Annotated in this window: 21 protein-coding genes; 2 read left to right on the top strand and 19 right to left on the bottom strand. The window is 33.9% G+C overall.

Features of this window, described 5'->3' with window-relative positions; all coding sequences use genetic code 11:
* Window positions 1-135: 135 nt before the first annotated feature.
* The 11 genes from AB3U99_RS06650 to AB3U99_RS06600 all read right to left on the bottom strand — a co-directional run bounded on the left by AB3U99_RS06650 (window position 136) and on the right by AB3U99_RS06600 (window position 13,591).
* A complete protein-coding gene (locus AB3U99_RS06650; RefSeq protein WP_400246536.1) occupies window positions 136-1,317 on the bottom strand; it encodes a competence protein CoiA in 1,182 nt (393 codons plus the stop codon).
* 530 nt (window positions 1,318-1,847) lie between these two features.
* Window positions 1,848-3,365, bottom strand: a complete 1,518-nt coding sequence (gene cls, locus AB3U99_RS06645; protein WP_400247973.1) for a cardiolipin synthase — start codon at window positions 3,363-3,365, stop codon at window positions 1,848-1,850.
* Between the two features lie 338 nt (window positions 3,366-3,703).
* Window positions 3,704-4,366, bottom strand: a complete 663-nt coding sequence (gene mecA / locus AB3U99_RS06640; RefSeq protein WP_400246535.1) for an adaptor protein MecA — start codon at window positions 4,364-4,366, stop codon at window positions 3,704-3,706.
* Between the two features lie 575 nt (window positions 4,367-4,941).
* Window positions 4,942-5,337: a transcriptional regulator SpxA gene (spxA, locus tag AB3U99_RS06635; RefSeq protein ID WP_016204317.1), complete on the bottom strand. Its 396-nt coding sequence runs from the start codon at window positions 5,335-5,337 to the stop codon at window positions 4,942-4,944.
* Window positions 5,338-5,853: 516 nt separating this feature from the next.
* Complete coding sequence (locus AB3U99_RS06630) at window positions 5,854-6,429, bottom strand: GNAT family N-acetyltransferase (protein WP_400246534.1); 576 nt, start codon at window positions 6,427-6,429, stop codon at window positions 5,854-5,856.
* Between the two features lie 25 nt (window positions 6,430-6,454).
* Window positions 6,455-7,642 (bottom strand): putative glycoside hydrolase, encoded by a 1,188-nt coding sequence (locus AB3U99_RS06625; RefSeq protein ID WP_400246533.1) that lies wholly within the window; start codon window positions 7,640-7,642, stop codon window positions 6,455-6,457.
* A gap of 191 nt (window positions 7,643-7,833) precedes the next feature.
* Window positions 7,834-8,769 carry an ABC transporter ATP-binding protein gene (locus AB3U99_RS06620; RefSeq protein WP_400246532.1) on the bottom strand — a complete coding sequence of 312 codons (936 nt, stop codon included), beginning with the start codon at window positions 8,767-8,769 and terminating at the stop codon, window positions 7,834-7,836.
* The gene (locus tag AB3U99_RS06615) at window positions 8,770-9,837 is read right to left on the bottom strand and encodes an ABC transporter ATP-binding protein (protein ID WP_400246530.1); all 1,068 of its coding nucleotides are present in this window, start codon (window positions 9,835-9,837) and stop codon (window positions 8,770-8,772) included.
* A gap of 12 nt (window positions 9,838-9,849) precedes the next feature.
* Window positions 9,850-10,767 (bottom strand): ABC transporter permease, encoded by a 918-nt coding sequence (locus AB3U99_RS06610; RefSeq protein ID WP_400246528.1) that lies wholly within the window; start codon window positions 10,765-10,767, stop codon window positions 9,850-9,852.
* 2 nt (window positions 10,768-10,769) lie between these two features.
* On the bottom strand, window positions 10,770-11,705 hold the full coding sequence (locus AB3U99_RS06605) for an ABC transporter permease (RefSeq protein ID WP_400246526.1): 936 nt from the start codon (window positions 11,703-11,705) through the stop codon (window positions 10,770-10,772).
* 269 nt (window positions 11,706-11,974) lie between these two features.
* The gene (locus AB3U99_RS06600; RefSeq protein WP_400246524.1) at window positions 11,975-13,591 is read right to left on the bottom strand and encodes a peptide ABC transporter substrate-binding protein; all 1,617 of its coding nucleotides are present in this window, start codon (window positions 13,589-13,591) and stop codon (window positions 11,975-11,977) included.
* A gap of 879 nt (window positions 13,592-14,470) precedes the next feature.
* Between AB3U99_RS06600 and trpS the strand changes: the two genes are divergently transcribed.
* Window positions 14,471-15,460: a tryptophan--tRNA ligase gene (gene trpS, locus AB3U99_RS06595; RefSeq protein WP_400246522.1), complete on the top strand. Its 990-nt coding sequence runs from the start codon at window positions 14,471-14,473 to the stop codon at window positions 15,458-15,460.
* 560 nt (window positions 15,461-16,020) lie between these two features.
* Here the strand turns inward: trpS and AB3U99_RS06590 are convergent.
* From AB3U99_RS06590 to AB3U99_RS06570, 5 genes are all read right to left on the bottom strand, one after another.
* On the bottom strand, window positions 16,021-16,767 hold the full coding sequence (locus AB3U99_RS06590; protein ID WP_400246520.1) for a YjbA family protein: 747 nt from the start codon (window positions 16,765-16,767) through the stop codon (window positions 16,021-16,023).
* A 337-nt stretch (window positions 16,768-17,104) separates the two neighbouring features.
* Window positions 17,105-17,860 carry a DUF2268 domain-containing protein gene (locus tag AB3U99_RS06585; RefSeq protein ID WP_400246519.1) on the bottom strand — a complete coding sequence of 252 codons (756 nt, stop codon included), beginning with the start codon at window positions 17,858-17,860 and terminating at the stop codon, window positions 17,105-17,107.
* Window positions 17,861-18,144: 284 nt separating this feature from the next.
* Window positions 18,145-18,567, bottom strand: coding sequence for a Fur family transcriptional regulator (locus AB3U99_RS06580; protein WP_400246517.1), 423 nt, complete (start codon window positions 18,565-18,567; stop codon window positions 18,145-18,147).
* Between the two features lie 476 nt (window positions 18,568-19,043).
* Window positions 19,044-20,285 carry a beta-ketoacyl-ACP synthase II gene (gene fabF / locus AB3U99_RS06575; RefSeq protein WP_400246515.1) on the bottom strand — a complete coding sequence of 414 codons (1,242 nt, stop codon included), beginning with the start codon at window positions 20,283-20,285 and terminating at the stop codon, window positions 19,044-19,046.
* A 74-nt stretch (window positions 20,286-20,359) separates the two neighbouring features.
* On the bottom strand, window positions 20,360-21,298 hold the full coding sequence (locus tag AB3U99_RS06570) for a beta-ketoacyl-ACP synthase III (protein ID WP_400246513.1): 939 nt from the start codon (window positions 21,296-21,298) through the stop codon (window positions 20,360-20,362).
* Between the two features lie 458 nt (window positions 21,299-21,756).
* Here AB3U99_RS06570 and AB3U99_RS06565 point away from each other — a divergent pair, with 458 nt between their 5' ends.
* Window positions 21,757-22,167, top strand: coding sequence for a hypothetical protein (locus AB3U99_RS06565; RefSeq protein ID WP_400246511.1), 411 nt, complete (start codon window positions 21,757-21,759; stop codon window positions 22,165-22,167).
* 198 nt (window positions 22,168-22,365) lie between these two features.
* On the opposite strand, the gene AB3U99_RS06560 is transcribed toward AB3U99_RS06565, so the two are convergent.
* The 3 genes from AB3U99_RS06560 to AB3U99_RS06550 all read right to left on the bottom strand — a co-directional run bounded on the left by AB3U99_RS06560 (window position 22,366) and on the right by AB3U99_RS06550 (window position 25,108).
* Window positions 22,366-23,376, bottom strand: a complete 1,011-nt coding sequence (locus AB3U99_RS06560) for a BMP family ABC transporter substrate-binding protein (protein ID WP_400246509.1) — start codon at window positions 23,374-23,376, stop codon at window positions 22,366-22,368.
* 22 nt (window positions 23,377-23,398) lie between these two features.
* Window positions 23,399-24,190, bottom strand: coding sequence for a hypothetical protein (locus AB3U99_RS06555; RefSeq protein ID WP_400246507.1), 792 nt, complete (start codon window positions 24,188-24,190; stop codon window positions 23,399-23,401).
* Window positions 24,191-24,370: 180 nt separating this feature from the next.
* Window positions 24,371-25,108: a hydrolase gene (locus AB3U99_RS06550; protein WP_400246505.1), complete on the bottom strand. Its 738-nt coding sequence runs from the start codon at window positions 25,106-25,108 to the stop codon at window positions 24,371-24,373.
* Window positions 25,109-25,264: the final 156 nt, after the last annotated feature.

Genomic DNA, 25,264 nt, shown 5'->3' with positions numbered 1-25,264 from the left:
AAAAAAACCTTAGTACATAGTTCTCTTTTTATAAACTAATTCCTTCTTTATTGTAACAAATTTCCGGTTTAATTCCGATATTAAGCTTTCAAACAATACTATTAGCATATGTATTTTCTACTTTTTCATTATCATTTATTGCTTATCCAAAAGATTTTTTAATCGCTGGTAAAACATTACTTCTTCTTGTGTCTGAATTTCATAATTGCTTATTTTTTTCTGATGGAGAAGTCGAAAAAAATTAGGTTTTATTTCTTCCAATACCTGGAGACTTACAAGCATTTGTAAATAATGCTTAACAACTGTTTTCCATTCTATGTTTGTTAGAAAAGGAAACTCTCTTATTTTTATTTGTCCTACCTTTATTCTTCTTTGAAAAAATGCATAGATTTTTTGAAGTGGATAAATTTTCTTTTCATCATTAAGAGAAAAGCTATCTAGAAAAACATATGCCTGCCAATATAGTGGTGGTGTTTCAATGAGGAAACCTTCTTTCACAGGGATACCGATAAATGGCGGCAAGAAATGAGGATGTAATTCTCGAGCATATAGCTCTTTTAAAAAATGATCATTCGTCTTTGTAGGGTAATGTAAATCCTTTGTCTTTTGACGGTGTATCAGTTCTCGCCAATAGGAGAAATGCAAGTTCATACTTGAAATTTTTGGGAGGCTTTTCTCTAATTTTACTAAAGGATAGGAAAAAGTGGAGATAAAAGTTTGGGAGACGGAGATAGGAGTTGGATTTTGAAGCAAATAAAAGACCTTATTAAATGGGCAATATGTTGGAAGAAGATACTGCCCCTGATAGAAAGTGAGAAATTGATAAATAAAAGCGGTAAGTTTCAATTTAATTGGATTCCATTTTTTTAAATGACTAAAGCCAATAATCCATATGGGGTGAATATTTATTTTTCGATAGCCCGCTGTACGCTTTTTTACTAATTGAGGAGAAATGACGGCACACTGAAATTCAATTACATACTTTTTATTATGCAAGATAAAGCTGATATCCCCGCGTTGCTTTATTTCTGGATAATATGGTTCTAATTCTGGCTGAAGATTTACTTGAAGTAATTTTTGATACAATTGAAGCTTTCCTTGCAAATGATAAGAAGACTCTGCCTCCCCGTTACCTGAACAGCAATCTTTCCTTTCATGCGCAAAATGTGTAATCTTTTTTGCACCCATTTTCAAAATGACACGCCCTTTACATTCTGGACAATATGTTGCTAAGCTTCTTAACACTTTTAATTCGTCCTTGTCTTTCATAGTAAATAGATTAATAATGCTTCCTTTTTCGGTTATTGCTGTAAACAAATAAAAATCCCTCCTTTTGATTTCTTCCTTTACTTATTCTTTTTCGGCTTTACTATTCCTTCAAAAATATTATTTTTTATGTAAAAACAATAGAAAAAAGCTATCTTCATTCATGGAAGACAGTTTCCCACTTCTAATTGCCGATGATGGCTTTCATCCCGCTTATGAAAACCATTTTCTCTTCGACTATCACTATTTCTGGCTTTCATCCTGCTTATGAAAACCATTTTCTTTCGGCTATCACTATTTCTGGCTTTCATCCCGCTTATGAAAACCATTTTCTCTTCGACTATCACTATTTCTGGCTTTCATCCTGCTTATGAAAACCATTTTCTTTCGGCTATCACTATTTCTGGCTTTCATCCCGCTTATGAAAACCATTTTCTCTTCGGCTATCACTATTGCCGGCTTTCATCCTACTTATGAAAGCCATTTTCTCTTCGGCTATCACTATTTCTGGCTTTCATCCTGCTTATGAAAACCATTTTTCCTTGGGCAACTCCTATTCCGGCTTTCATCCTGCAACAGCGTTATAACAATGGAGACAACAATCTAGAAGTGGATTCGAGCATCCTGTATCCATAATGTCTTTTATTAAAGCTGTCCACTTCTAATTCGATTGAGTGCTTGATATCTTCTATATAATCTTTTACTAGTTTTTCAGTACTTCTTGTTTTATATAAAAAAGCACTCACTTCAAAATTTAAATGAAAGCTTCGCATATCCATATTACATGTCCCAATGGAGGCTATTTCTCCATCGACGATGATTATTTTGCTATGCATAAACCCTCTATTGTATTCAAAAATTCTCACTCCAGACTCTAATAGTTCCGGAAAGTAAGAACGAGAAGCATGGAAAACAATTCGTTTATCTGGTTTACTAGGGACTAGAATTCGGACATCGACTCCACTTAAAGAAGCAATTTTAATTGCAGAAAAAATGTCTTCATCTGGAATAAAGTACGGAGTAGCAATCCAAATCGATTCTTTTGCAGTCGTAATCATGCTGAAAAAAATACTTTTGATAACACTCCATTCATTATCAGGGCCACCGGCAATCAATTGTACTCCTCCATGCGAATTTTCCTCAGAAACAGGTGTTAAGTATTCCTCTGTTAAAAAACTATGATTAGTCATATAGAACCAATCTTGGAGAAAAATTAATTGCAAAGACCTTACAGCATTTCCTTTTACAAGTAAATGAGTGTCTCTCCAATATCCAATCGAAGAGTTTCTCCCCAAATACTCATCACCAATATTTAGACCACCAACAAAGCCGACATTCCCATCGACTATGATAATTTTACGGTGGTTTCTGAAATTAAATTTACTATTAAAAAAAGGCATTTTAACAGGACTAAAAGCAACAACTTCAATACCAGCCTCTTTCATTTCTAGACGGAACCTTTTAGAAAGCTTCCAAGATCCAACCGCATCATATAGAAATCTCACTTGAACTCCGGCTCTTGCTTTTTCCACTAATATTTCCTTTATCTCCCGACCAATTGCGTCATCTCTAACAATGTAATATTCCATGTGAATATGATGTTTTGCTTTCATTAGTTCATTTAAAATAGTAGAAAAAGTCTCCTCTCCATCTGTTAACACTTGAGTAGAGGTACCAAAAGAGATTGGACTATTTCCAAGTTTTTCAGCTAAGTGAAATAAATTGCGTTGATGTCCGTCCAGTATCTTCTTTTTCTCTTCTGTTTTAGAACCAATTTCTTGCTCCATCTTAAGAAATGCTTCTTTATCCAAAAAGTACTTTTTCCGATAAACTCTTTCCTTCTGATAGTTCCTACCAAAGAATAAATAAAAGACAAAGCCGATAATCGGAAAACTTCCTAATACAATTAACCATGTTAGCGTTTGTGTTGGGTGTCTATTTTCAAAAAAAATGACAAACCCAATAAAAATAACCGATAAACTTATTACTAAACTTAGCTGGCCGTAAATTCCACCCTGAATAGAGAAAAATAAATTAAACACATAAACCAAAAGAGCCGCTACAGCAAAAAACAATCCTAACCTAGCAGTATGATTCATAACAAACACCGCCATTCTCCCATTTACTTACATTAAGCTTAGCTCTATCCATTATTATTTCCTTATATTTACCCACAATGTCCATTTAATACTCTCTTCAGAAGGTTCTAATTTGCTTTCTTATAAAAAGGAGTGCAAACCATATTTGAAAGACAGTACTGAAGCTTTCTATTTATTACAGGTGTCTATATCTATTCAAAACCATCGACAATTATACATGCTTCCGTTTTGCATTTTATCCTATGTACGCAAAGAAACTCTACAATGCAAGGCGTTGACCGAACGTTGTAGAGTTTCTTGTTTCACTCCATATATATTTAATGTTGAATCCCTATTATTTAATGAAAGTACTTTCTTAGCTCCATAAATACTTCATTCTCAATAATAATCTTTCCATATTCTTGTAGAACATGAATAGTCATCTTGGAATCTTCTTGAGCATATTCTAGTAAAATGCTTAATGCATTTTCTACTTCCTCTTCTGGTATTTCTTCGTCAAGGAACTGTACAAATAAGTAATATTGATCATTATAGTTATAAAGTTTGGTATCAATTCCTTCTAGTCCCTGCAGTTTGGATAAGGAAATGATGTCCTCAAAATCTTTAAATGTTAAAATAAATTCAAGACTTTCTTCATATTCCTCTTCACCATCTTTAATAGTAAAGTGTTGATCCATTAAGTCTTCAAAACGTTCATCAATTGGTAAATCCTTCAGCTTATCCTCTGGAATAGAAATTTCAAACTTCTGTCCGTCTTTAGAAAGCTGTGCTTTTGTAACGAGAATTTCCAACCCTTTTTCTAGTGCCTGAACTTGAATCCATAATGGTCCATCAAACATGAAGTCTTCTTCTTGATGTACCTCATCCATCATTTCCCAAAATAGCTCTTCACTGCGTTCCCGATTATACCAAATCTCCTCACGCTTAAATCCACGTTCTTCTATATCAATATACGAAATATAAAACTTTACTGTATGATCATTAATTCTTTCAATTTCCATACGCTAACACTCCCTTCAGACTATGATGGAAGGGACAAGAGACCCCCATACAGATTTGTTTTATTCCTTACAATAAATCGTTCTGAAATAAAAAATTGTATTTTCCTCGTATTGTACCTTGTACCTTATATTTTATGACAAAAGTTGTATAAATGGAATTAAAATATCTTGGGATCGAAAAAAACCATTAAATGCCCATTCAAAAAACATTCACAATTCCCAATTTTCTAAATTAAACGCAACTTGATTCAGTCTCAGATTTTATTTCTTTTTAATACCTTATTCCTGTTTAGTTATATTTAGTAGTATTACCTCATAGAAATTATTTCAAACTAAAAAGAAACAGCAAGTACTAACCGTTTTAGCCAAATATCGCCATTGTTTCGTTTACGTTTCATAAGCGATTCACTGATAATATTTGAAATAATCAAGCTTAATGACCACTACACTTCATTCGTCGTTTCTCTTCCTATTAATAGGATTGAGCTTATTTCCCAAATAAAAAAGAAAAATCTGACCAAAGGATGATAAAATGATATCCTTTAAAGTCAGATCTTTTTTATACTTGCTTATAATTAGTTAACTAATCGTTGAGCTTCTCTTAATTGGAAAGTACGAACTTTTCTCGGTAAGAATCTGCGAATTTCATCTTCGTTATACCCTACCTGCAGCCTTTTTTCATCAATAATAATAGGACGTCTTAATAGCCCAGGATTATTTTGAATGATACCAAATAAATCTTGTAGTGGCATTGTTTCTAAATTCACATTTAGTTTTTGAAAAGTTTTACTTCTTGTTGAAATAATCTCATCTGTTCCATCTTCTGTCATGCGAAGAATTTCTTTTATCTCCTCAATAGAAAGTGGCTCTGAAAATATATTTCTTTCTTTATAAGCAATTTCATGTTCCTCTAACCATGCTTTTGCTTTTCTGCAGGATGTACAACTTGGTGAAGTGTATAATGTTACCATTTTACAAATTCACGCTCCCTTTATTTAGACATGTAATTAACTACATTCATTATAATTATAAATAACTTGAATTCTTTTTTTCGAAAATTCTTAAATTATAATTAATTCAATCAAGTAATTTATATTAATTATTATACACTAATTGTTTGCTTTATGGTATATATTTTGAAAAATTTATCCACAAGTATGATTATTTTCTGTATATAAACTTCTACTCTTACGATATTTGCTGTGCCCTCCTCCTTTATGTAAGAAAAACTCGTTATCATTGTACGAATTCCCCTCTTATTTTGTTGCTTATCATTATAGACGTTTGAAAACAAAAAAAGTTTCAAAAATTTACGGTATCTGTTAAAATATTTATTTTATAAGCTGACCTTTCTTTTTAATCCCCCTTATTTCTTATCTCTAAACCTGTTTCTATTCTCAATTAAATATGTTTTAATGAAAATACGAATACTCTTCTCCAATGTAAGCAGCTAGCATAAAGAAGGATCATATCTATTTAAAAGCGAATCAAATTTCATCAAATATATTTTTTTGCTTCTCTTCATTATTGAATTGCACTACTTTTTCGACAGGTTCATAAGCTTCACCGTAAAACTGGACGTCCTTATATGTATGAATTTTATTATATGTTTTTACCAATGCTTGATAAACAACATCTTCTCCTTCATTATTTGGAGCCCAATAGAGAATTTCCATCGCATTTACTTCTCTAGTTGCTAATGATAACCGTCTATATCCGATTGTTTTTGCATGTTTAAATCCTTCACGCTGATAAAATCTTAGTCGTTTTTTTGTATCACTATCCTTATAATTTATCGGTTCCACTTCTAATATAATTGGTTTCCCCTTCGTTTTCAGATTCTCTACTAATTGATGTCCAAGACCTTGACCTCTGGCTTCATTAGAAACAAATAAATAATCTATAAAAATAAAATCCTCTGCTTCCACATACATCAACACATGATACTTGTCTTCATCCTTATGATAATATTCCGGAAAATCCTTAAGTAATGCTTCCAAATGTTCTTGCGATTTCATTTCTTCAACAGGAAAATATTTATTAAGTTTATCATACCAATGCATTCATTAATCTCCTTTTTGTTCTTTGTTAGTCGGGTTTATAGTTAACATTTTTCGTATAATTATTCCCAGCATTCCATAATAAAAACTCGGAAACCCCTTGATCATTTAAAGCTTTTATCTGCTTTTGAATCTCTTCTTGTCCATATACTTGATAATTATCTTTACCAAGCCACGTAGCTGTGAAGTCCTGGAGCCACGGTCTTGAAATAGGAGGATTCTCTAGTTGATTTAGCTTTTGCTTTTCTACTTTAATATACTCGCTTACAAGTTCATAAGGATGGAGGTCTGGTTTTTCAATGCCGAAATAGGTAGACCAATGACTTGGATAAATCATAGATGAAATAACATCAACATGATTACTTATTCTCGAAAAATTTTGTCCAATGCCTGGAGCTTCGTCTAAGGTTGCTGTGTATCCAAATATATCAACAGAAACCTTCACATCATATGGTTCTAGTTTTCTTTTTGCATATTGAACAAAATCTGTAACAGCTTGTACTCTTTTTTCTCCTTCTGTTTTATCTAATTTCTCATAATCACCTTTCGTATAGCTTAATTTATCTCCCTTATTTTCAAACCCTTCTGGAAAACGAACGTAATCAAACTGTATCTCTTGAAAGCCCATTTTAGCTGCTTCCATCGCTAGATTGACATTATAATCCCAGACCTTTTTTTCAAAAGGATTCACAAAAGCCTCTCCTCTTCCATTTGTCCAGACCTTTTCCCCTTGCCCAAAAGACCATTCTGGTTTTTCCTCTGCCAGTACTGAATCCTTGAAAACAACAATGCGTGCAATCGGATAAATTTTCTCTTTTTCAAGCTGTTCCAATAAAGCCGTCATATTCTTGATAGAATGACTCCCAATTTTCCGATAAGGAGAACTTTCTTCCGGCATAAAGGTCAAATTTCCATAGTCTTCTTTATAATCAATTACCATTGCATTTAAATCCGTATTTTTCACTAAATTGATTAATTGATTCCACTTGCTCCCTCCAATCGAGTGAGCATTTACATATATCCCTCTTACCGCATCAGGATAGGAAAAGGAAAAGGAATTAATTTTCAATCTTGGCAAAGTAGTCGGCAATTGTTTTCTCATAATTTCCATTTGTTTTATTGGCTGTTTAGGAATGACATTCTCCCCCTTAGCAAAAGCAACATTGGGGAGTAATAAAGATATACTTAACCCGAAGGATATTAGTTTTTTATTCATAGTGATAACTCCCATCTATGTACAGTAACCATTATCTGCTAACTTGGTATAAATTATGTATTCCTTTTATTGTAACAACTCAAACAAACTTAATCTATTACTGTTTTTTCCTTTATGGAAACAGTATTAGTATAAATAAAAAAGTCGACATCCTCCCAATGCTTCTGAGATTGTCGACTTTTTTGAAATCTTTATTGATTCATTTGCTGTTTATATTTAGTATATTCCCTTTCAGAGCAATAAACAAAATGACCAGGCTTTACTTCTCGCATTTTAAGTTCTTCACCATCTTGATATTGATGAACTACAGGATCATAAACCGTTCTTTTTCTTGTGCGCTCTGTTTCTGGATCTGGAAGAGGAATTGCAGATAATAAGGACTGTGTATATGGATGAATCGGGTTATTATATAGCTCATCTGCAGGAGCAATTTCCACTAATTTCCCGAAATACATTACCCCAATACGGTCACTTATATATTTAACCATGGATAAATCATGGGCAATAAATAAATACGTTAATCCTTTTTCCTTTTGAAGCTTCTTCATCAAATTAACAACCTGTGCTTGGATCGAAACATCTAATGCAGAAATGGGTTCATCAGCAATGATAAAGTCAGGATCTACAGCTAAAGCACGGGCAATGCCGATTCTTTGTCTCTGACCACCTGAGAACTCATGAGGATAACGATTAGCATGCTCTTTATTTAAACCAACTGTATGAAGCAGCTCGTATACCTTTTCCATTCTTTCTTTTCTGTTCTGCGCTAAACCGTGAATATCAATACCTTCTGCAATAATATCCGCAACAGTCATTCTTGGATTTAATGAAGCATATGGATCCTGGAAAATCATTTGCATTTTACGATTGAATTTCTTTAAATCCCCTCTTGATTTTCTTCCATGCACATCTTCTCCATCAAAAAGAACTTGTCCGCCGGTTGCATCATATAGTCGGATGATCGTTCTACCAGTTGTAGATTTTCCACAACCAGATTCTCCCACTAGTCCAAGCGTTTCTCCTTTGAAAATATCAAAGGTTACATCATCTACTGCTTTTACTACGTTAGGAGTGCCCACATTAAAATATTGCTTAAGATTTTTTATTTCTAATAATTTTTCAGCCACTTATTTCTCCCCCTTTACTAATACTGGTGTTTCAAAGTTAGAGGGTAGCGTTCTTATTCTCTCTTTAACAGAAGCAGGTGGTTCCACTGCCGGCGCATTAGGATGTAATAACCACGATTTTACAAAATGTGTTTCTGAAACTTGATATAAAGGTGGTTCCTGTTCAAAATCAATTGCTAATGCATACGGATTTCTAGCTGCAAACGCATCTCCAACTGGAGGATTTGTTAAATCCGGCGGTGTTCCAGGAATAGCTGCAAGCTCATCTTCATTATCATTATCTAAGCTTGGCATAGACGCAAGGAGTCCCCAAGTATACGGATGTCTTGGATCGTAGAATATCTCATCCACTGTACCCATCTCTACAATTTGTCCTGCATACATAACAGCAACACGATCCGCTACATTTGCAACAACCCCTAAGTCATGGGTAATAAAGATAATACTTGTATCCATTTTCTCTTGTAAATCTTTCATTAAATCCAAAATTTGTGCTTGAATCGTAACATCTAATGCTGTTGTTGGTTCATCTGCAATTAACAAATGAGGATTTGCCGCTAATGCAATAGCAATCATCGCGCGCTGTCTCATTCCTCCAGAAAATTCGTGTGGATATTGATCCACTCTTTTTTCTGGTTTTGGAATACCTACTAAGCTTAAAAGCTCAATGGCTTTCTTTTTTGCTTTTTCTTTGTTCATTTGCTGATGTTTGATCAGCACTTCCATTATTTGTGTTCCAATACGCATTGTAGGATTCAAAGAGGTCATTGGATCTTGGAAAATCATACTCATTTCTTTTCCACGGATGCTTTCCATCTCTTTATCTGTTTTTTGTACAATATCTTCTCCATTAAATAAAATTTTTCCGCCTTTAATATGACCTGGAGGCATAGGGATTAATTTCATTAATGTTTGGGAAGTAACACTTTTTCCTGAACCGGATTCACCAACAATTGCTAATGTTTCTCCTTTATATAAATCAAAGGATACTCCACGAACTGCCTGTACTTCTCCTCCATACGTATGGAATGAGACTTGTAAATCCTTTACTTCTAATAATTTTTCCATTTATCTCACTCCTTACTTACGTAATCTTGGATCAAGCGCATCTCGAATTCCATCGCCAATAACATTAAATGCAAAGATAGTTAAACAAATAAACATTGCTGGGAAAAATAAACGCCATGGATAATATTGCATCGCTCCGATTCCGTCGTTAGCCATTGTTCCCCAACTAGCTAATGGAGGCGTTAAACCTAGCCCAAGATAGCTTAAAAATGCTTCTGTAAAAATAGCGTTTGGCACTGTTAGTGTTAAAGTAACAAGAATAGGTCCCATTGCATTTGGAATTAAATGCTTGCCCATAATTCTTGATACTCCTGCTCCTAACGTTCTTGATGCGAGTATATATTCTTGACTCTTTAAAGATAATACTTGTCCTCGAACCATACGGGCCATATTAATCCAACCGGTAATACTCATGGCTAAAATCATTGTCCAAATTCCTTGTCCAAGCACAACCATTAGAAGGATTACAAGTAAAAGGTAAGGAATTCCATATAATACGTCTGCTATACGCATCATCACTTCATCGGTCTTACCACCTTTATAACCTGCAATTCCTCCCCAGATTACCCCAATCACTAAGTCGATAAATGCAGCAGCAATTCCAATAAATAGGGATATTTTTGCACCATACCAAATACGCTCAAACATATCACGCCCCAATTCATCTGTTCCAAAATAATGCTCTGCACTTGGTGGTTGATTTGTTTTTGATAAATCATTTTCATAATAATTGTATGGTGTGAGTAGTGGCCCAACAAATGCCAAGACGATTAAAAGAATTAATAGTACAAGTCCAAATACTGCAAGTTTATTTTTTTTAAAACGAGTAAATACATCTTTCCAAAAAGACAGACTTGTCTTTGAAATCTTTTCCGATTCAACGCTGCTATTGCCTACTATTTCAAATTTATCTTTCGAAATTTCTTGCATCTTTACTCTCCTTTCTTCCCGCCCGCTAATTTAATTCGAGGATCTATTAATCCGTACAATAAGTCGACAAGAAGAACAGATACTAACAGGATAATACTATAGAAAACAGTAACTCCCATAATAGCTGTATAATCACGATTGTTTATACTTTTTACAAACTGTGATCCAAGTCCTGGAATACCGAAGATTTTCTCAATAACAAAACTTCCTGTAACAATTCCCGCAGATAATGGTCCCATGTATGAAACAACTGGAAGAATCGCATTACGGATTGCATGCTTTACAGTAATATTAAAGCCACTAATCCCCTTAGCTTTTGCTGTTTTAATATAATCATTGCTTAATACTTCTAACATAGAAGATCTAGTTAAACGGGCAATAAATGCCGTTGGACCAGCTGCTAACGCTATTGCTGGCAGAACACTTTGCATAAATGTTCCCCATCTTGCTACAGGGAAAATGCCTAGCTTCATCGCAAAAATATATTGTAAAAAAGCTGCCATTATAAAGGAAGGTACGGATATTCCTAATACAGCAACGATCATGGCTAAATAATCTTGCCATTTATTATGTCTTAAGGCTGCAATTACACCTAATGTAACCCCAATTGCTAAAGCAATGAAAATGGCTTCGATTCCCAATACTAATGAAACTGGGAAACCTTCATTAATTAATTGATTAACAGTCTGACTTTTATATTTAAAAGATGGACCAAAATCCCATTGAACGACTCTTAGCAAATATTCTCCATATTGAACATACCAAGGCTGATCAAGACCATAATGGGCATTTAAATTTGCTTCAATTGCAGGTGGCATTTTCTTTTCCGATGTAAATGGGTTACCCGGTGCCATCCTCATGAAGAAAAACGTAGCTGTAATGATTAACCATAGGGACAGCGCCATAAACAGCAAACGTTTTGTCAAGTACTTTATCATGGTTTTACCTCCGTTTTTTTCTAATACTACGCAATTAGAAAGGAAGAGGATGTCTTAGGGAACGAGCTTACTTTTAAAGTATCACTCGTTAAATAAGACAGCCTCTTTTATCTCTTTTATCTTTTTTATCTCTTTTAACTTTGTACGTACATGGATAGTTTCTTCTTGTCCTAATTCTTAAACAACTTAATAATACTTCTCCTAGAATATACTATTCCCAGTTGCGATTAGGCTTCGAATTACCTATAATAACAAAGTTATTTCTTTAATTATTCAAAATGCGCCCATTTTAACTGTGCTTCCCCTAAACCTGAAATCACTACATCTTTAAGGTTCTTTTTTTGCACCCAAGTGTTTGTATAGAAATACACAGGTGCAATTGGAAGTTCATTCATTAAAATAGCTTCTGCATCTTGTAATAATTGTTTACGTTTTGCTTCATCTGTTTCTTTTTGTGAAGCTTTAAGAAGTTTTTTGTATTCTGGATTTTCCCAACCAGTGTCATTATTTCCTCCGTTTGCATCACGATACAATTCTAGGAAATTAAATGCGTCATTGTAGTCACCAGACCATGACATACGTCCAATCTGATAATCACCAGAATCAATTTTTTCTAAATAAACTTGCCATTCTTCGTTGTCTAATTCTACATTAATTCCAAGGTTCTTTTTCCACATGTCTTGAACCGCTTGCGCAATTTTAGCATGTGCTTCACTTGTATTATAAGATAATGTGATTTTTGGTAAATCTTCTACACTAGCATAGCCTTCCTCTTTCAAGCCTTTCTCAAGAGCTGCTTTTGCTGCTTCGATGTCATTATCTTTAAAGTAACCTTTTTCGTTTTCAGAAAACATTGTTGGAGGAACAACTGCCATAGCAGGAATTTGTCCACCTTGTGTAATTTGCTCAACAATCGCTTTACGATCAATTGCATATGTTAATGCTTTACGAATATTTTCATTGTTAAATGGCTTTTCTTCTGTATTAAATTTATACCAATAAGTTCCTGCTATTGCTTTAATATTTAGGTCCCCATTGTCTTTTAATGCTTTAATCGCATCTGTAGGTAACGAACCAAATGGTAAACCAGCCCAATCTAACTCATCGTTATCAAACATACTTAATTCTGTTGTTGGGTCTTCTACCATTGTCATTTCTACTGTTTCTAATTTAACCGTGTCAGCATCCCAATAATCTTCATTCTTTTCTAAAAGAATAGACTCACTATGATTCCACTCTGTCATTTTGAAAGGACCATTTGTAACATAATCATCTCCAGCATCTTTATACCAATCTGGATTTGCTTCTGCTACATTTTTATTCACTGGGAAATAAGTATAGAAAGCTAGTAATTGTAAGAAATAAGGTGTTGGATTTACTAAAGTTACTTCTAAAGTCTTTTCATCCACTGCTTTAATAGCAACATTATCAAGATTACCTTCACCATTATTAGCTGCTTCAGCACCTTTTATGGAATACAATTGATATGCATATTGTGATTGATTTTGAGGATCAATAGCCCATTTCCATGCATATTCAAAATCTGCTGCGGTTACAGGATCACCGTTCGTCCAGTTCGCATCTTCACGAATTTTGAATGTATAGGTTAATTGATCATCTGAAACCTGAATATCTTCGGCCATAGCTGGCTGAGGCACTCCATCTTTATCAATACGAGTTAAGCCTTCAAATGTTTGAATTAACACTCCACCTGATGTTGAATCTGTAGCTAATGCTGGATGTAATGTTGGCGGTTCTGAAACAATATTCAGACGTAAGTTTTGTGATGATGCTTTATCACTGCCACCCTTATCATTACCACATGCAGCAAGAAAAGCACTTAGTACAAGCACTAAGCTCATTAGTACAAGCAATCTTTTTCTCATGTAATTACCCCCTAAATAATTTTCCTCAAATGGAACTTCGAAAATAGCTTTCCCATTCTAAACCTTAGAATACACAAGTAATCATTTCCTAAATAGTCAGTTAATTATAATAAACGACTATTATTGTATAAAACGATTTAAATAAAAACCCCCATACATAGCACATAAAATCATTATTCTAAAATAACTATTTCGCTAGTTCAATCTTTTTATGTATTCTTATGTGTTTTAAATAGTCTGAAATATCACTACCTAATCCATTCGTAATGACAATTATATAGTTGGAATATTTTTTACGCAAGAATTATGTAGAATTTTGTAGAATAAAAAACTAATCAGAAATATGTAAATCTACTGAATAATTATATTAATATAAATTTATTCGAATTGTTATAATTCATAAATTACATATAAGCATTCTATTCTTCGTCATCTTCCTTTTGATGAATCATTTTTCCTTTTACATCTGTTTGCCATTCTTACGTTTCCTCACTTACTGACTGCTCTGTTTCTAATCTGCCTCGCCTGCACTTGATTCAATTTATAAGTCGTATTTTTTTAACATTTCTCCTATAGAAACAACCTCAAAAAATAGAATTCCATTTATTTTTTCTATTAAAAACGACAAACTTTGAGAAAACAGCCTTTGAATATCAACTAATCATGCTAAAATGGATATAATAATGATTATAATGTAGTTTCTGGGTTCTCTCTTTTTGCTCTGTTAACTAATAAGTTGCTTTCTGATTCGAAAGTGCACTTCACTAAAGAACGTTACAAACAGCTGATAGAAGCCTAGTAAATAAATGAACAGTTTGTTTAGATGATGCTTTCAGCTAAACATTCGTGTCTAGAATACATATTGGAGGAAGTATTATTATGAAAACTATCTTTTCTGGGATTCAACCAAGCGGTACTATTACATTAGGAAATTATATTGGTGCCTTAAGTCAATTTGTCGAGCTACAAGATGAATATAATTGTTTCTTCTGTATCGTCGATCAACATGCTATTACGGTACCTCAAGATCGGATGGTACTAAGAAAAAATATCCGCAGTTTAGCTGCACTTTACTTAGCAGTGGGTATCGATCCTAATAAAGCTACTCTATTCATTCAATCTGAAGTACCTGCCCACACCCAAGGAGCATGGTTAATGCAATGTATCTCTTATATTGGAGAATTAGAGCGAATGACGCAATTCAAGGACAAATCGACTGGTAAAGATGCTGTTTCTGCTGCGTTATTAACATATCCACCATTAATGGCGGCGGATATTCTTCTATATAGTACAGATATCGTTCCAGTTGGAGAAGACCAAAAGCAGCATCTTGAATTGACTCGTGATCTCGCAGAGAGATTTAATAAAAAATACAATGATATTTTGACAATTCCTGAAGTGAGAATTCCAAAAGTAGGGGCACGAATCATGTCTCTTCAGGATCCTACGAAAAAAATGAGTAAATCCGATACAAACAACAAAGCAACCATTACATTATTAGACGAGCCAGCACAGATTATTAAGAAAATCAAAAGTGCCGTTACAGATTCAGAAGGTGTTGTTAAATTCGATCGAGAAAATAAGCCAGGAGTTTCTAACTTGCTATCGATTTATTCTATCCTCTCTGGAGAAAGCGTGGAGAGTCTGGAAGCAAAATACGAAGGAAAAGGATACGGTGATTTCAAGTCAGATTTAGCAAATGTTGTTGTTGATGCATTAAAGCCTATTCAAGAGAAATATAACCAATTAATGAATTCGACTGAATTAGATGATATTTTAGACGAAGGTGCGGAAAAAGCTAATAAAGTAGCTGGTAAAATGATTAAGAAGATGGAAAATGCGATGGGATTAGGTCGTAAACGACGTTAATTAATTCTTGTCGAAAATGGAAAAGCCCGATGAATTATCATCGGGCTTTAAGAGGCTGGGACATAAGTATTCCAGCCATAAATAAACCCGAACAGCCATACGATACTTCCATATGATTATTCGGGTTTATATTGGTTTATAAAAGGCTGTTTCAGTAAAGATGGTGTTATTATCCGCAGCCTGAATCCACTTCACTTCGCTTTCCATGGGGCGAGCGCCAAGCCTCCTCACAACTCATGCTCCTGCAGGGTCTCGGACTTTCTCGCAGCTCCCATAGTAGTCTACGTGTATTCAGGCTGCTCTGTCTTTCCAATTAATTAATTTTGTCTATTCCATAATTGTTTATAGAAAAACTATCTTTAAAAACGAATTAGTTTTTACACTGACTATATTTAAAATCATAAATAACTAGCATGAAAAAGTAGCCTTTATTTAAGAGCTAAATTAAGGATTGTTCGTCTTTACAGATTGGCTATTTAGTTTTGTCCTAGCCTCTTTAGACTGTAGGAAAACTATTCATAAATCTCCATTTTTTATTACTATTTCAAAACTGACAACTCTTAATTTACCTTCGGACCATGCTCCATTTCCCATAGCTTTTCAAAAAACTGCTGACCTTTTATAATATTTTCACAAAAATGCTCATGCTTTTTAGACCAACCATATTTTGTACATTCATATAGTTCATTCCAGGCATGTTCAAAATCTAAATGCTGAATCTCAAAGTAACGTTCTGGACTCCATTCTGTGTACCAATAACGAACCTCTGCAACATTTTCAGAAGAATACAGTTGATCTAATGCCATAAACAATAATTGCTTTAATTGTCTTTCTTTTCTTGTTAATCCATTCATCACATGAGGCTCAGGTGATAAAATATGGAATTCTTTCTTTTCTTCATTGTTTTGAAAGTTATAATAAATCGTTTCTTGATTTTCAAGTAATTCATAGGCCAATTGTTCTTGTCTAGGTATCATTCGACTTTTTCGAATTGGAACAGAATATCCAATTGTATCTACTACTAATAGACCAATTCCATCAGAAACTACAAAACAATAATCTAATTGAATTCGTTCATGATTTTTTCGTAGATATGCTTTTTGATAAATTTCTTCTAATAATTGTCGTGGTAGTTCCGCCAAATCGTTTTCTATGTAATGGAATAAACAAGAGTCTACTTTTAATAGCGGAACTTGATCTAATAATTCAACACCATCATCTTTTCTCCATTCATGAAAGTGACAAACATTATATCCGTTTTCTTCTCCTTCAAACCAATTTACCCAAACATCATGAAGATACTGCATATTTTATCCCTCACTTCAACAACTGTTTGTCCATAAGTATTGGCAGAGCGTAGTAAATTTATTCCTATTTTCAAAGGATTATTTAATAATCCTCTATTTAATATGAAAAAAATCTATCTTTCGTGTATTCTCTTTGCTAGGTATTTCTCTTCTTATACTAAGGCGAATGATAAGCAGAAGATATTTTCTTACTGAACCTATTATCATAATATGTACAAACTTTCCTTTACATGTCTTTTTATTTCGTTTCAATCTAATTTTCCTGCCTTTTTCCAATTAGCTTGTTCTAGTAGATATGAAATAGACGAGCAGTTTTCTATACTCGTCTTTTAAATCTTTATAAAAATGCTTCACTTTTTATCGTAAACTGCATCTTTTCTGTTATTTTTTTCTTTTCATAATATAAATTAACAAGATGAAATCCTGTATTATAACCAATCATTCGTGGATAGCGTCCATGTCCATACAAGAGTTGATCATGTTTCTCCTCTGTTTTTTTTACATCTAGATGTTCCTTTAGCTCTTTATCCCAAAATTGCTTAATTTTTTCTCCATCATACAGGTGGCACCAGCTTGCATTATAGACCTCTCCACAGTTTTCTTTAACAGCAAGCTCTGCTAATCCTTCCATAATGATGGAATCTAATAAGGTATAATCCTCTATTGCCTTTTTTTGTGAATGTATGCGGCATACATGATGATATTCGTGAATAAACAGAGCCTCTAATTCTTTATCGTCTGTTACTTCCCCAATAAATAAAAATAGCAGATTAGGAAATGATACACCTGATTTATTTTCCTCTCCTCTCCAAGTCATCTGAAAAGGAAAAAGATAAATAGGTACATCTGGTCCATCCCATTTTTTCTTATACTTTTTATAAACGCTCTCTATTTTACTCCATGTTTCTAATTCTTTCATCTTCTCAAAAGTCTGTTTAGAACGTCTTGATGGTTTATACATTCCAAATCCACTTAAATATCGATATATATTTTGAGAATCATCTCCGTCAAAGGATGCTTTCATGTTTTCACATATAGAAGTCGGCTCATAAAAATGATCTTCTAGCCATTTCTTTGTATCGATTATCCCCACCAATATTTCCCCTCTAATTCATTTCATTTTATTCTGTTCATTTAACCAGTATATGAATTTTGAATTGATGGTGTTCCAAAACAACCAATCTCTACTTTTGAAATAGCATAAAGAGGCTGGGACAATTAAAAAAGGGATATGGCAAAAGTACTTTTCCCACATCCCTTTTTATAAATTATCTATGTGTTTCTTTCATGATTCTACTTCCGCATCCACAAATAATAGAGTGCTTCAATTTTTTGATTGGCTGTTTACACTCTAGACAAATGATCTCCCTTTTTCGCTTAGCCTTTAGAACACTGTTCACAGGTTCCGTAAAACTGGAGACTATGGGAGCTGATATTAAATTTAGATATGGATTTAGCAAATGATTCTACCTCCCTTAATGTAGGATACCAAATATCCACTATCTCACCGCAATCACTGCATACAATATGATAATGTTCTTCTTTTTTCCATTCATATTTACTTAATCCTTCGCCAAATTGTATCTCTTTCAATAGCTCTAATTCTATGAATAAATGGATATTATTATAAACAGTAGTAATACTTACCGATGGCATATTCTCATTTAGGACATGATAAATTTCATCTACTGTCCAATGCTTATTGTCTTTAGATAATATGTTAATTAATTCTAGCCTTTGTGGCGTGAGACGAACATTTTTATCTTTCAACAGGTTTTTAGCCTTTTCTATACTAAGCATAGAATTCTTCCTTTCTACGTAATATCTCCTTAAATATTAAGTCATTCTCTAAAGAAAGCGTTTTCTTTAAGTGTTGATTATTTCCGAATTTATACCTTAAATAATAGTATTATAGTCTTAATTATATATACTTTATAATAATAGTCAATATTAATTTAAAATTATTATAAATTAATATTGATTGGTTTCATTTTTGCAATAAAAAAACTGCTAAGATTCGATTTATAAACGAACCCTAGCAGTTTTAATGAATGACTTATTTTTTTAGGCTGTTTTCGTAAAGTTTGTTGCTATAACCCGCAGCCCAGAATACACTTCGCTTTCCATGGGGCGAGCGGTGAGCCTCCTCGGCTTTAAACTGACCCCTGTCCCGCTATTCCCACAGGAGTCTCGCACCTACACCTCCAATCAACTCATGATAAAAAACTTCATTTTATTTTAAAACCTACAATTAATTGCATAAATTACCGATGTATTTATTGATATTTTTTAAACACAATAGTAGCGTTATGGCCGCCGAAGCCTAGGGAATTACTCATTGCTACATTTACTTCTTGTTTCCTATGGGAATTAATTACATAATCCAAATCACAATCTGGATCTGCTGTTTCAAAATTAATCGTTGGTGGAAGAATGCTATCTCTAATTGCCAAGACGCTAAAAATAGCTTCCACTCCACCTGCTGCTCCAAGCAAATGACCAGTCATAGATTTTGTTGAACTCATTGGGACCTTATAAGCATACTCTCCAAAGACTTCTTTAACAGCCATTGTTTCAAACTTATCATTATATGCTGTGCTTGTTCCATGTGCGTTAATATAAGAAACATCTTCTGGTGCAAGTCCTGCATCATTAATTGCCATTTTCATAGCTCTTGCTCCACCTTCGCCTCCTGGTGCAGGGGAAGTAATATGATACGCATCACCTGTGGAACCATATCCAACTATTTCTGCATAGATGTTAGCACCTCTTGCTAAAGCATGCTCTAATTCTTCTAGCACAACAATTCCTGCACCTTCTCCAATTACAAATCCATCACGATTCGCATCAAATGGTCTACTTGCTGTTTTCGGATCTGGATTAAAGGATAAAGCCGTATTTGCACAGAAACCAGCTACGGACATCTTTGTAATCGGCGCCTCTGCTCCACCAGTAACCATCGCATCTGCATCTCCACGCTGAATAACTTTAAATGCATCTCCAATAGAGTTTGTTCCAGTTGCACATGCAGTAACAGTACAAGAATTTACTCCTCTTGCACCTAATGTTATCGAAACTTGTCCAGATGCCATATCTGGAATTAACATCGGTACAAAGAAAGGACTTACTCGTTTATATCCTCTTTTTTGGAACATTTCATATTGATTTTCGAAAGTTTCCATTCCGCCAATCCCTGAACCAATCCAAACTCCAATACGAGGAGCATTTTCATCCGTTATTTGTAAATTAGCATCCTTTACAGCCATTAAGGATGCTGCAACTGCATATTGTGTAAAACGATCCATTTTTCTAGCATCTTTTTTATCCATAAAATCTTCCGGATTAAAATCTTTCACTTCCGCTGCTACCTTTGCTGGATATTCATCGGCATTAATTCTTGTGAGTGGTCCAATTCCCGAAACTCCAGCTGTAATATTATCCCAGGTAGTTATTGCATCATTACCAAGGGGCGTTACAGCTCCAATACCAGTAACAACTACTCTTCTATTCGTACTCATGACCTATTCTCCTTTTTTCCTATATTTATCATCTAATATATAGTTAGTTTTATTATTACAAATCGAGGGATTTTTTATTTTCCCCAACGGATAGCAATCGCACCCCAAGTCAAGCCTCCACCGAAACCGACCATTACAAGGACATCATCTTCTTTAATTTTGCCTGCCTCTAATTCTTCCACTAATGAAATAGGAATAGATGCAGCACTTGTATTTCCATATTTGTGAACTGTTTTGGATAATTTCTCTTCTGGTAAATCCAATCTTTGTCTTGACGCTTCCATGATGCGAATGTTCGCTTGGTGCGGGATAAGGAAATCTACATCTTCCTTGGACAATCCTGCTTTTACCAACACATTTTCACTGCTTTCTCCCATTTGACGAACGGCAAATTTAAAGACTTCTCTACCATTCATGTAAATATAGTCTTGATCATCTAAATAAAGATGTTTCCCACCAGAACCATCTGCTCCTAATTCGAAAGAAAGAATTCCTCTTCCTTCTGAAACTTTACCTAGTACAGCAGCTCCAGCTCCATCACCAAATAGAACAGCTGTATTACGGTCTTCCCAATTTGTAATTTTGGAAAGCTTCTCTACGCCAACAACTAGTACATATTTATAAACACCTGTATCAATAAATTGCTTTGCTGTCACCATACCATACATAAAGCCTGCACATGCAGCACTTAAATCCATTGCAGCAGCTTTTTTTGCACCTAATTTTTCTTGAATCATACATGCAACAGAGGGAAATGACTGATCTGGTGTAACCGTTGCGACCATAATCATATCAATATCTTCTGGATTAATACCAGCATCGTCAATTGCTTTCTTTGCTGCTGCTAATGCAATATCCGATGTATTGGTATTGTCGTCTGCAATTCTTCGTTCTTCTATGCCTGTTCTAGTTCTAATCCATTCATCATTTGTATCGACCATTTTTTCTAAATCAAGGTTTGTTAATATTTTTTCTGGAAGTTCACGGCCAATACCAATTATTCCTGTACCCAAAGCTTTCAGCTCCTTTATATTCACCGGTTACCCGGTATGTCTCTCTTTTTTGGTTAAAACGTTTTTTCCTCATACTCATTTAATAAAATGGCTAATTAAATGGTACTCTGAATACGATTCACTTATCATTGATGTGTGTCTTAACCTTCCTAATCGTTTTTCCTTATCCCACAAAATTGTCATGTATTCAGCCCTCGGTAATCTAATAACAAATAAGGATGTGATATTTCTCTTAGTTTACCCTAAATTGTCCAATATGGTCTAAATAGGAAGGAAAAAATTGCATTATTACAGTAATATATTATTATCAATTATTATGACTTGGTACTAATTTTAACAAATTCCTCCTCTCTTTTGCAACATATTTTGTTTTCCATTACATTGGTCTAAGCATTTACCGATGTTTTTCATAGCATATTAAGAGCATAATCTAAGAATGTGTTATAGGAGGAAGAAAAGTGGAGGAGTATAAAGATGAACTCGCTGATGAGAAAGAAAAAAAGGATGTTATAACAAAAGAAGAAACAGAAATTGATCACCTCTCTCTATTTATGTTTGGTACAAACAGTCGTTCCATAAGAAAAAAGGAGAAACGAGAGCATTCCCAACTAATTGACGAGGAGCCTTCCATCAGGAGAGGCGTTAAAGGAGATGATTGGATTCTTGGTAGGGGTAACGGGAAGCCCAATCAGGTGGAGGAGAATGAGGAAAATGAAGAAAGTGCAAACTTTGATGCGATTGCAAACTTCTTAAACCAGATTGACCTTGAACTCCTTATGAAGAATGTAGATATGTTTATGACCTCAGCTAATGATTTAAAGCCTATATTCAAAAAAATAACCCCCTTCATAAAAAAATGGATGGATTAACTTAGTAAAAAAGATTACCTGTTAGTCCATCCCCATTTTTATGGATTCTATATGATCTACTTACAACACACATTGAAAATCATCTTTTGCATAGTAGCAGGGTATTAAACTCTTATACTTTTCCTCACTAAAGGACAGGTTTTTCCTAAAAATAAAAAAGAAACAGCACCAATAACTTTATTCGGAAGCCATTTCTTTCTATTCCTCATTTGGCAGCTTTCCAGTCTTTTTATACCGATTCACATCTTTCTGTATGGATTCAACAATATCATTATCGATACTTGGACTAAATTTCCCTAAATAAATGGTCCCCTCTCTAATTCCACAGAATTGAGTACCAGAGTGAAGTTCCCCTTCATCAAATGCTGTGGCAATCTGTTCATAAAGCTTAGGGATATCTTGAACCGTACTTGTTAGCATCGTATACTTTCCTAAATTTGATTGATCAGAAATATAACCAACTGCGTATAGTCCTTTTTCTTTAATATTCTCAATGATTTCCACATTAAAGCCATCTCCTACCGGATAAACAATGTCCACATTCTTACTTATTTGATCATCTAATAAGTTCATCGCCTTTTCTCGATCATCCCAATCATTTACAAATTCTTTTATGACTTTTGCATTTTTATTGACATAGTTGACTCCATCCTCAAATCCACTTACTTCTTCTTGCCATTCATAGGCACCGATTACACCAATAATATTTGTTTTTGTCACCTGTCCAGCTACCATTCCACCAAAGAACCCCATCGGATAATTTTCAAACTTAATATTGGTTGTATTATCTTTTGTCGCAGGCTCTCTCCCATTTAAACTTACAAAATGAATGGAGGGGTACTTAGATGAAAGGATATTAAAATACTGAACAAAATCCCCACCATGTCCAAAAATCAAATTAACACCTTTCGCTTCAAATTCTTTTACTGCTCTCTCCGTTATGGTATAAGAATCAATTGACTCTTTATAAAAGACATCCACACCTAGCTTAGTATGAATATTTAACAATCCTTTATATCCTTTTGTTCCCCAGACTTGATCACTTACTGTACCACTGACCAGGAGCCCTACTTTTTCAATCTTTCCTTTTTTACCAATAGATCCATTCAAAAAAAGGAAAAGAAAAAGAACACATATAATTAGAGGAAGGATAATAAAACTCTTTCCCCTAATTGTTTTTTTTCGGATGTTCATTAATGCTCTTTTCATTATTTTTGCTCCTATAACACTATTAAATTCTATATAATAAATGATGCTTTTTCTGTTTATCTAAGTTCTCTGAAATGCTGCATTTATTTATTACCATTACCTCTTCTAAACCTTTTGAATATTCTATATATTCACGAACATTTTCGGGTACATTCCATTTTAAATGTTCTAAGCATCTTTGCCAATGGTTTGTTACATTACTTTTTAATAGAATATCATTATTTTGTCCTTTTTTTGTCTGTTTTACTACTTCCAATACGGCATCTTCGATAAAAATTGCATCTGTAGGACATTCTCGTAAACCTATGCGAACAGCTTCCTGCTCTTTTCCTTCTACTAGCTGTTGAAACAAAAAATCACTTGGCTGCCATGGTCCATATAACGTAGGCATATGTATCATCTGAATCGTATAATCACCTAGGTCTTCTTTCATTGAAGAGAATAGTTCCCTATCTTTTTCTACAGCCATAATATTTACTAAGAAAACAAGTCTTTTATTAATAGGCAATTCTTTATTACTACAGTCAAAAATTCGACTTTTAATCGTACTATACAAGGATTGTAGGCCTTCTATTGTGTATAGGTCAAAAAAAAGATAATCTATGTTTGGATCTTGGAGTATAGACCCCAGTTGATTCCAGCTTTTTTCACTAAAATTTGCATTTCTGCCTATTTCCATTCTTTTATCTTCTATATCACCTATATTTATGTTTGGAAAAGATACACCTATTATCTCCTCTCCCTCCTCTAACAGAGCTCCACATATGTGAAAACCGAGGAATTGATATGCACCGACTACTACTGCATTCTTCATTAAACAGCCTCCCATTAAAATTACTTAATGTATTCATATGCATTTAAAAAGATAAATATTTCGAAGTACCTTAAGAAACGTATATTCAACTTATTCATACGCCAGATTACTAATTTTCGATTAGAAAAAACTAAAGATGTTATTCAATTAGCATATGCTGTTTGAACAACATCTTTTCTTTCAAAGTCTTTTTTCATACTTTCTAAAAAATGAGGCTATTTGTTTCGGCATCGCACTTCGTTTTTCTGGTAAAACATAGGATACGAAAATGGGCAGATTTTTTTCTTCCCAAATAACAGATGCTTTTTTTAAAGCATGGGATTGATAATAGGATCTACCATTATGCAAGATTTGAATAATTTTTGTTGGTGTGTCTGTCTCTTCTAACTGGTACTCCTTCTTATCCTTTAATAAATCCAATAATTCATGCTTATTTGTATTAAAAGCAATACTGATTTCATTTGTTAATTTCTTAATAAAAAACTTATGCTCTTTTTCCCTTTCTAAATGTTCTTTTAAAGATAGAATAGGGTTTAACAAAACAACAGAACGAATATTATCCTTCATTTCCATCATCAAGCGAATAGCAGTTAATGCTCCCATTCCTTCTGCAATAATATGAATTCTGTGATTCAGTATTTCTGTACGAATAATATGTTCATATAGTCTTTTAGCCAACTGTAAAGCTTTTTCACTTCCCCAATTTTTCCCATATAAATTGGAATAAAAAATGGTATACCCATTATTCCGTAATGATTCAATTAAGGTTCTCTTCCCCTCATTTTGGTTCCAAAAGCTATTTGTATCTGTTACAAAATTCCTTTCGTCTCCAATAATTAAGATACCGAAACCATTAGGTCGATGAGGATAGTGTATCATGTTCCATTCGGTATCTAACTGGAAGTTCCGGTTCTCCATCTTAAAAACTCCTTTTTAGCATTTTCCTTTTAATAATGTATGTCTCTTTTATTAAAATGTAAGGGAGTTTGCCTATATTCCAAGAAGAAATGCGGAGTTACATGACCAAATGACATTGATTTTTCTCATCTTACACCCTGAAGAATGGACATTGCA

The sequence above is a fragment of the Niallia tiangongensis genome (assembly GCF_044704065.1).
GTDB lineage: Bacteria > Bacillota > Bacilli > Bacillales > Cytobacillaceae > Niallia > Niallia tiangongensis.
This window is presented reverse-complemented; position numbering and strand designations above follow the sequence as displayed.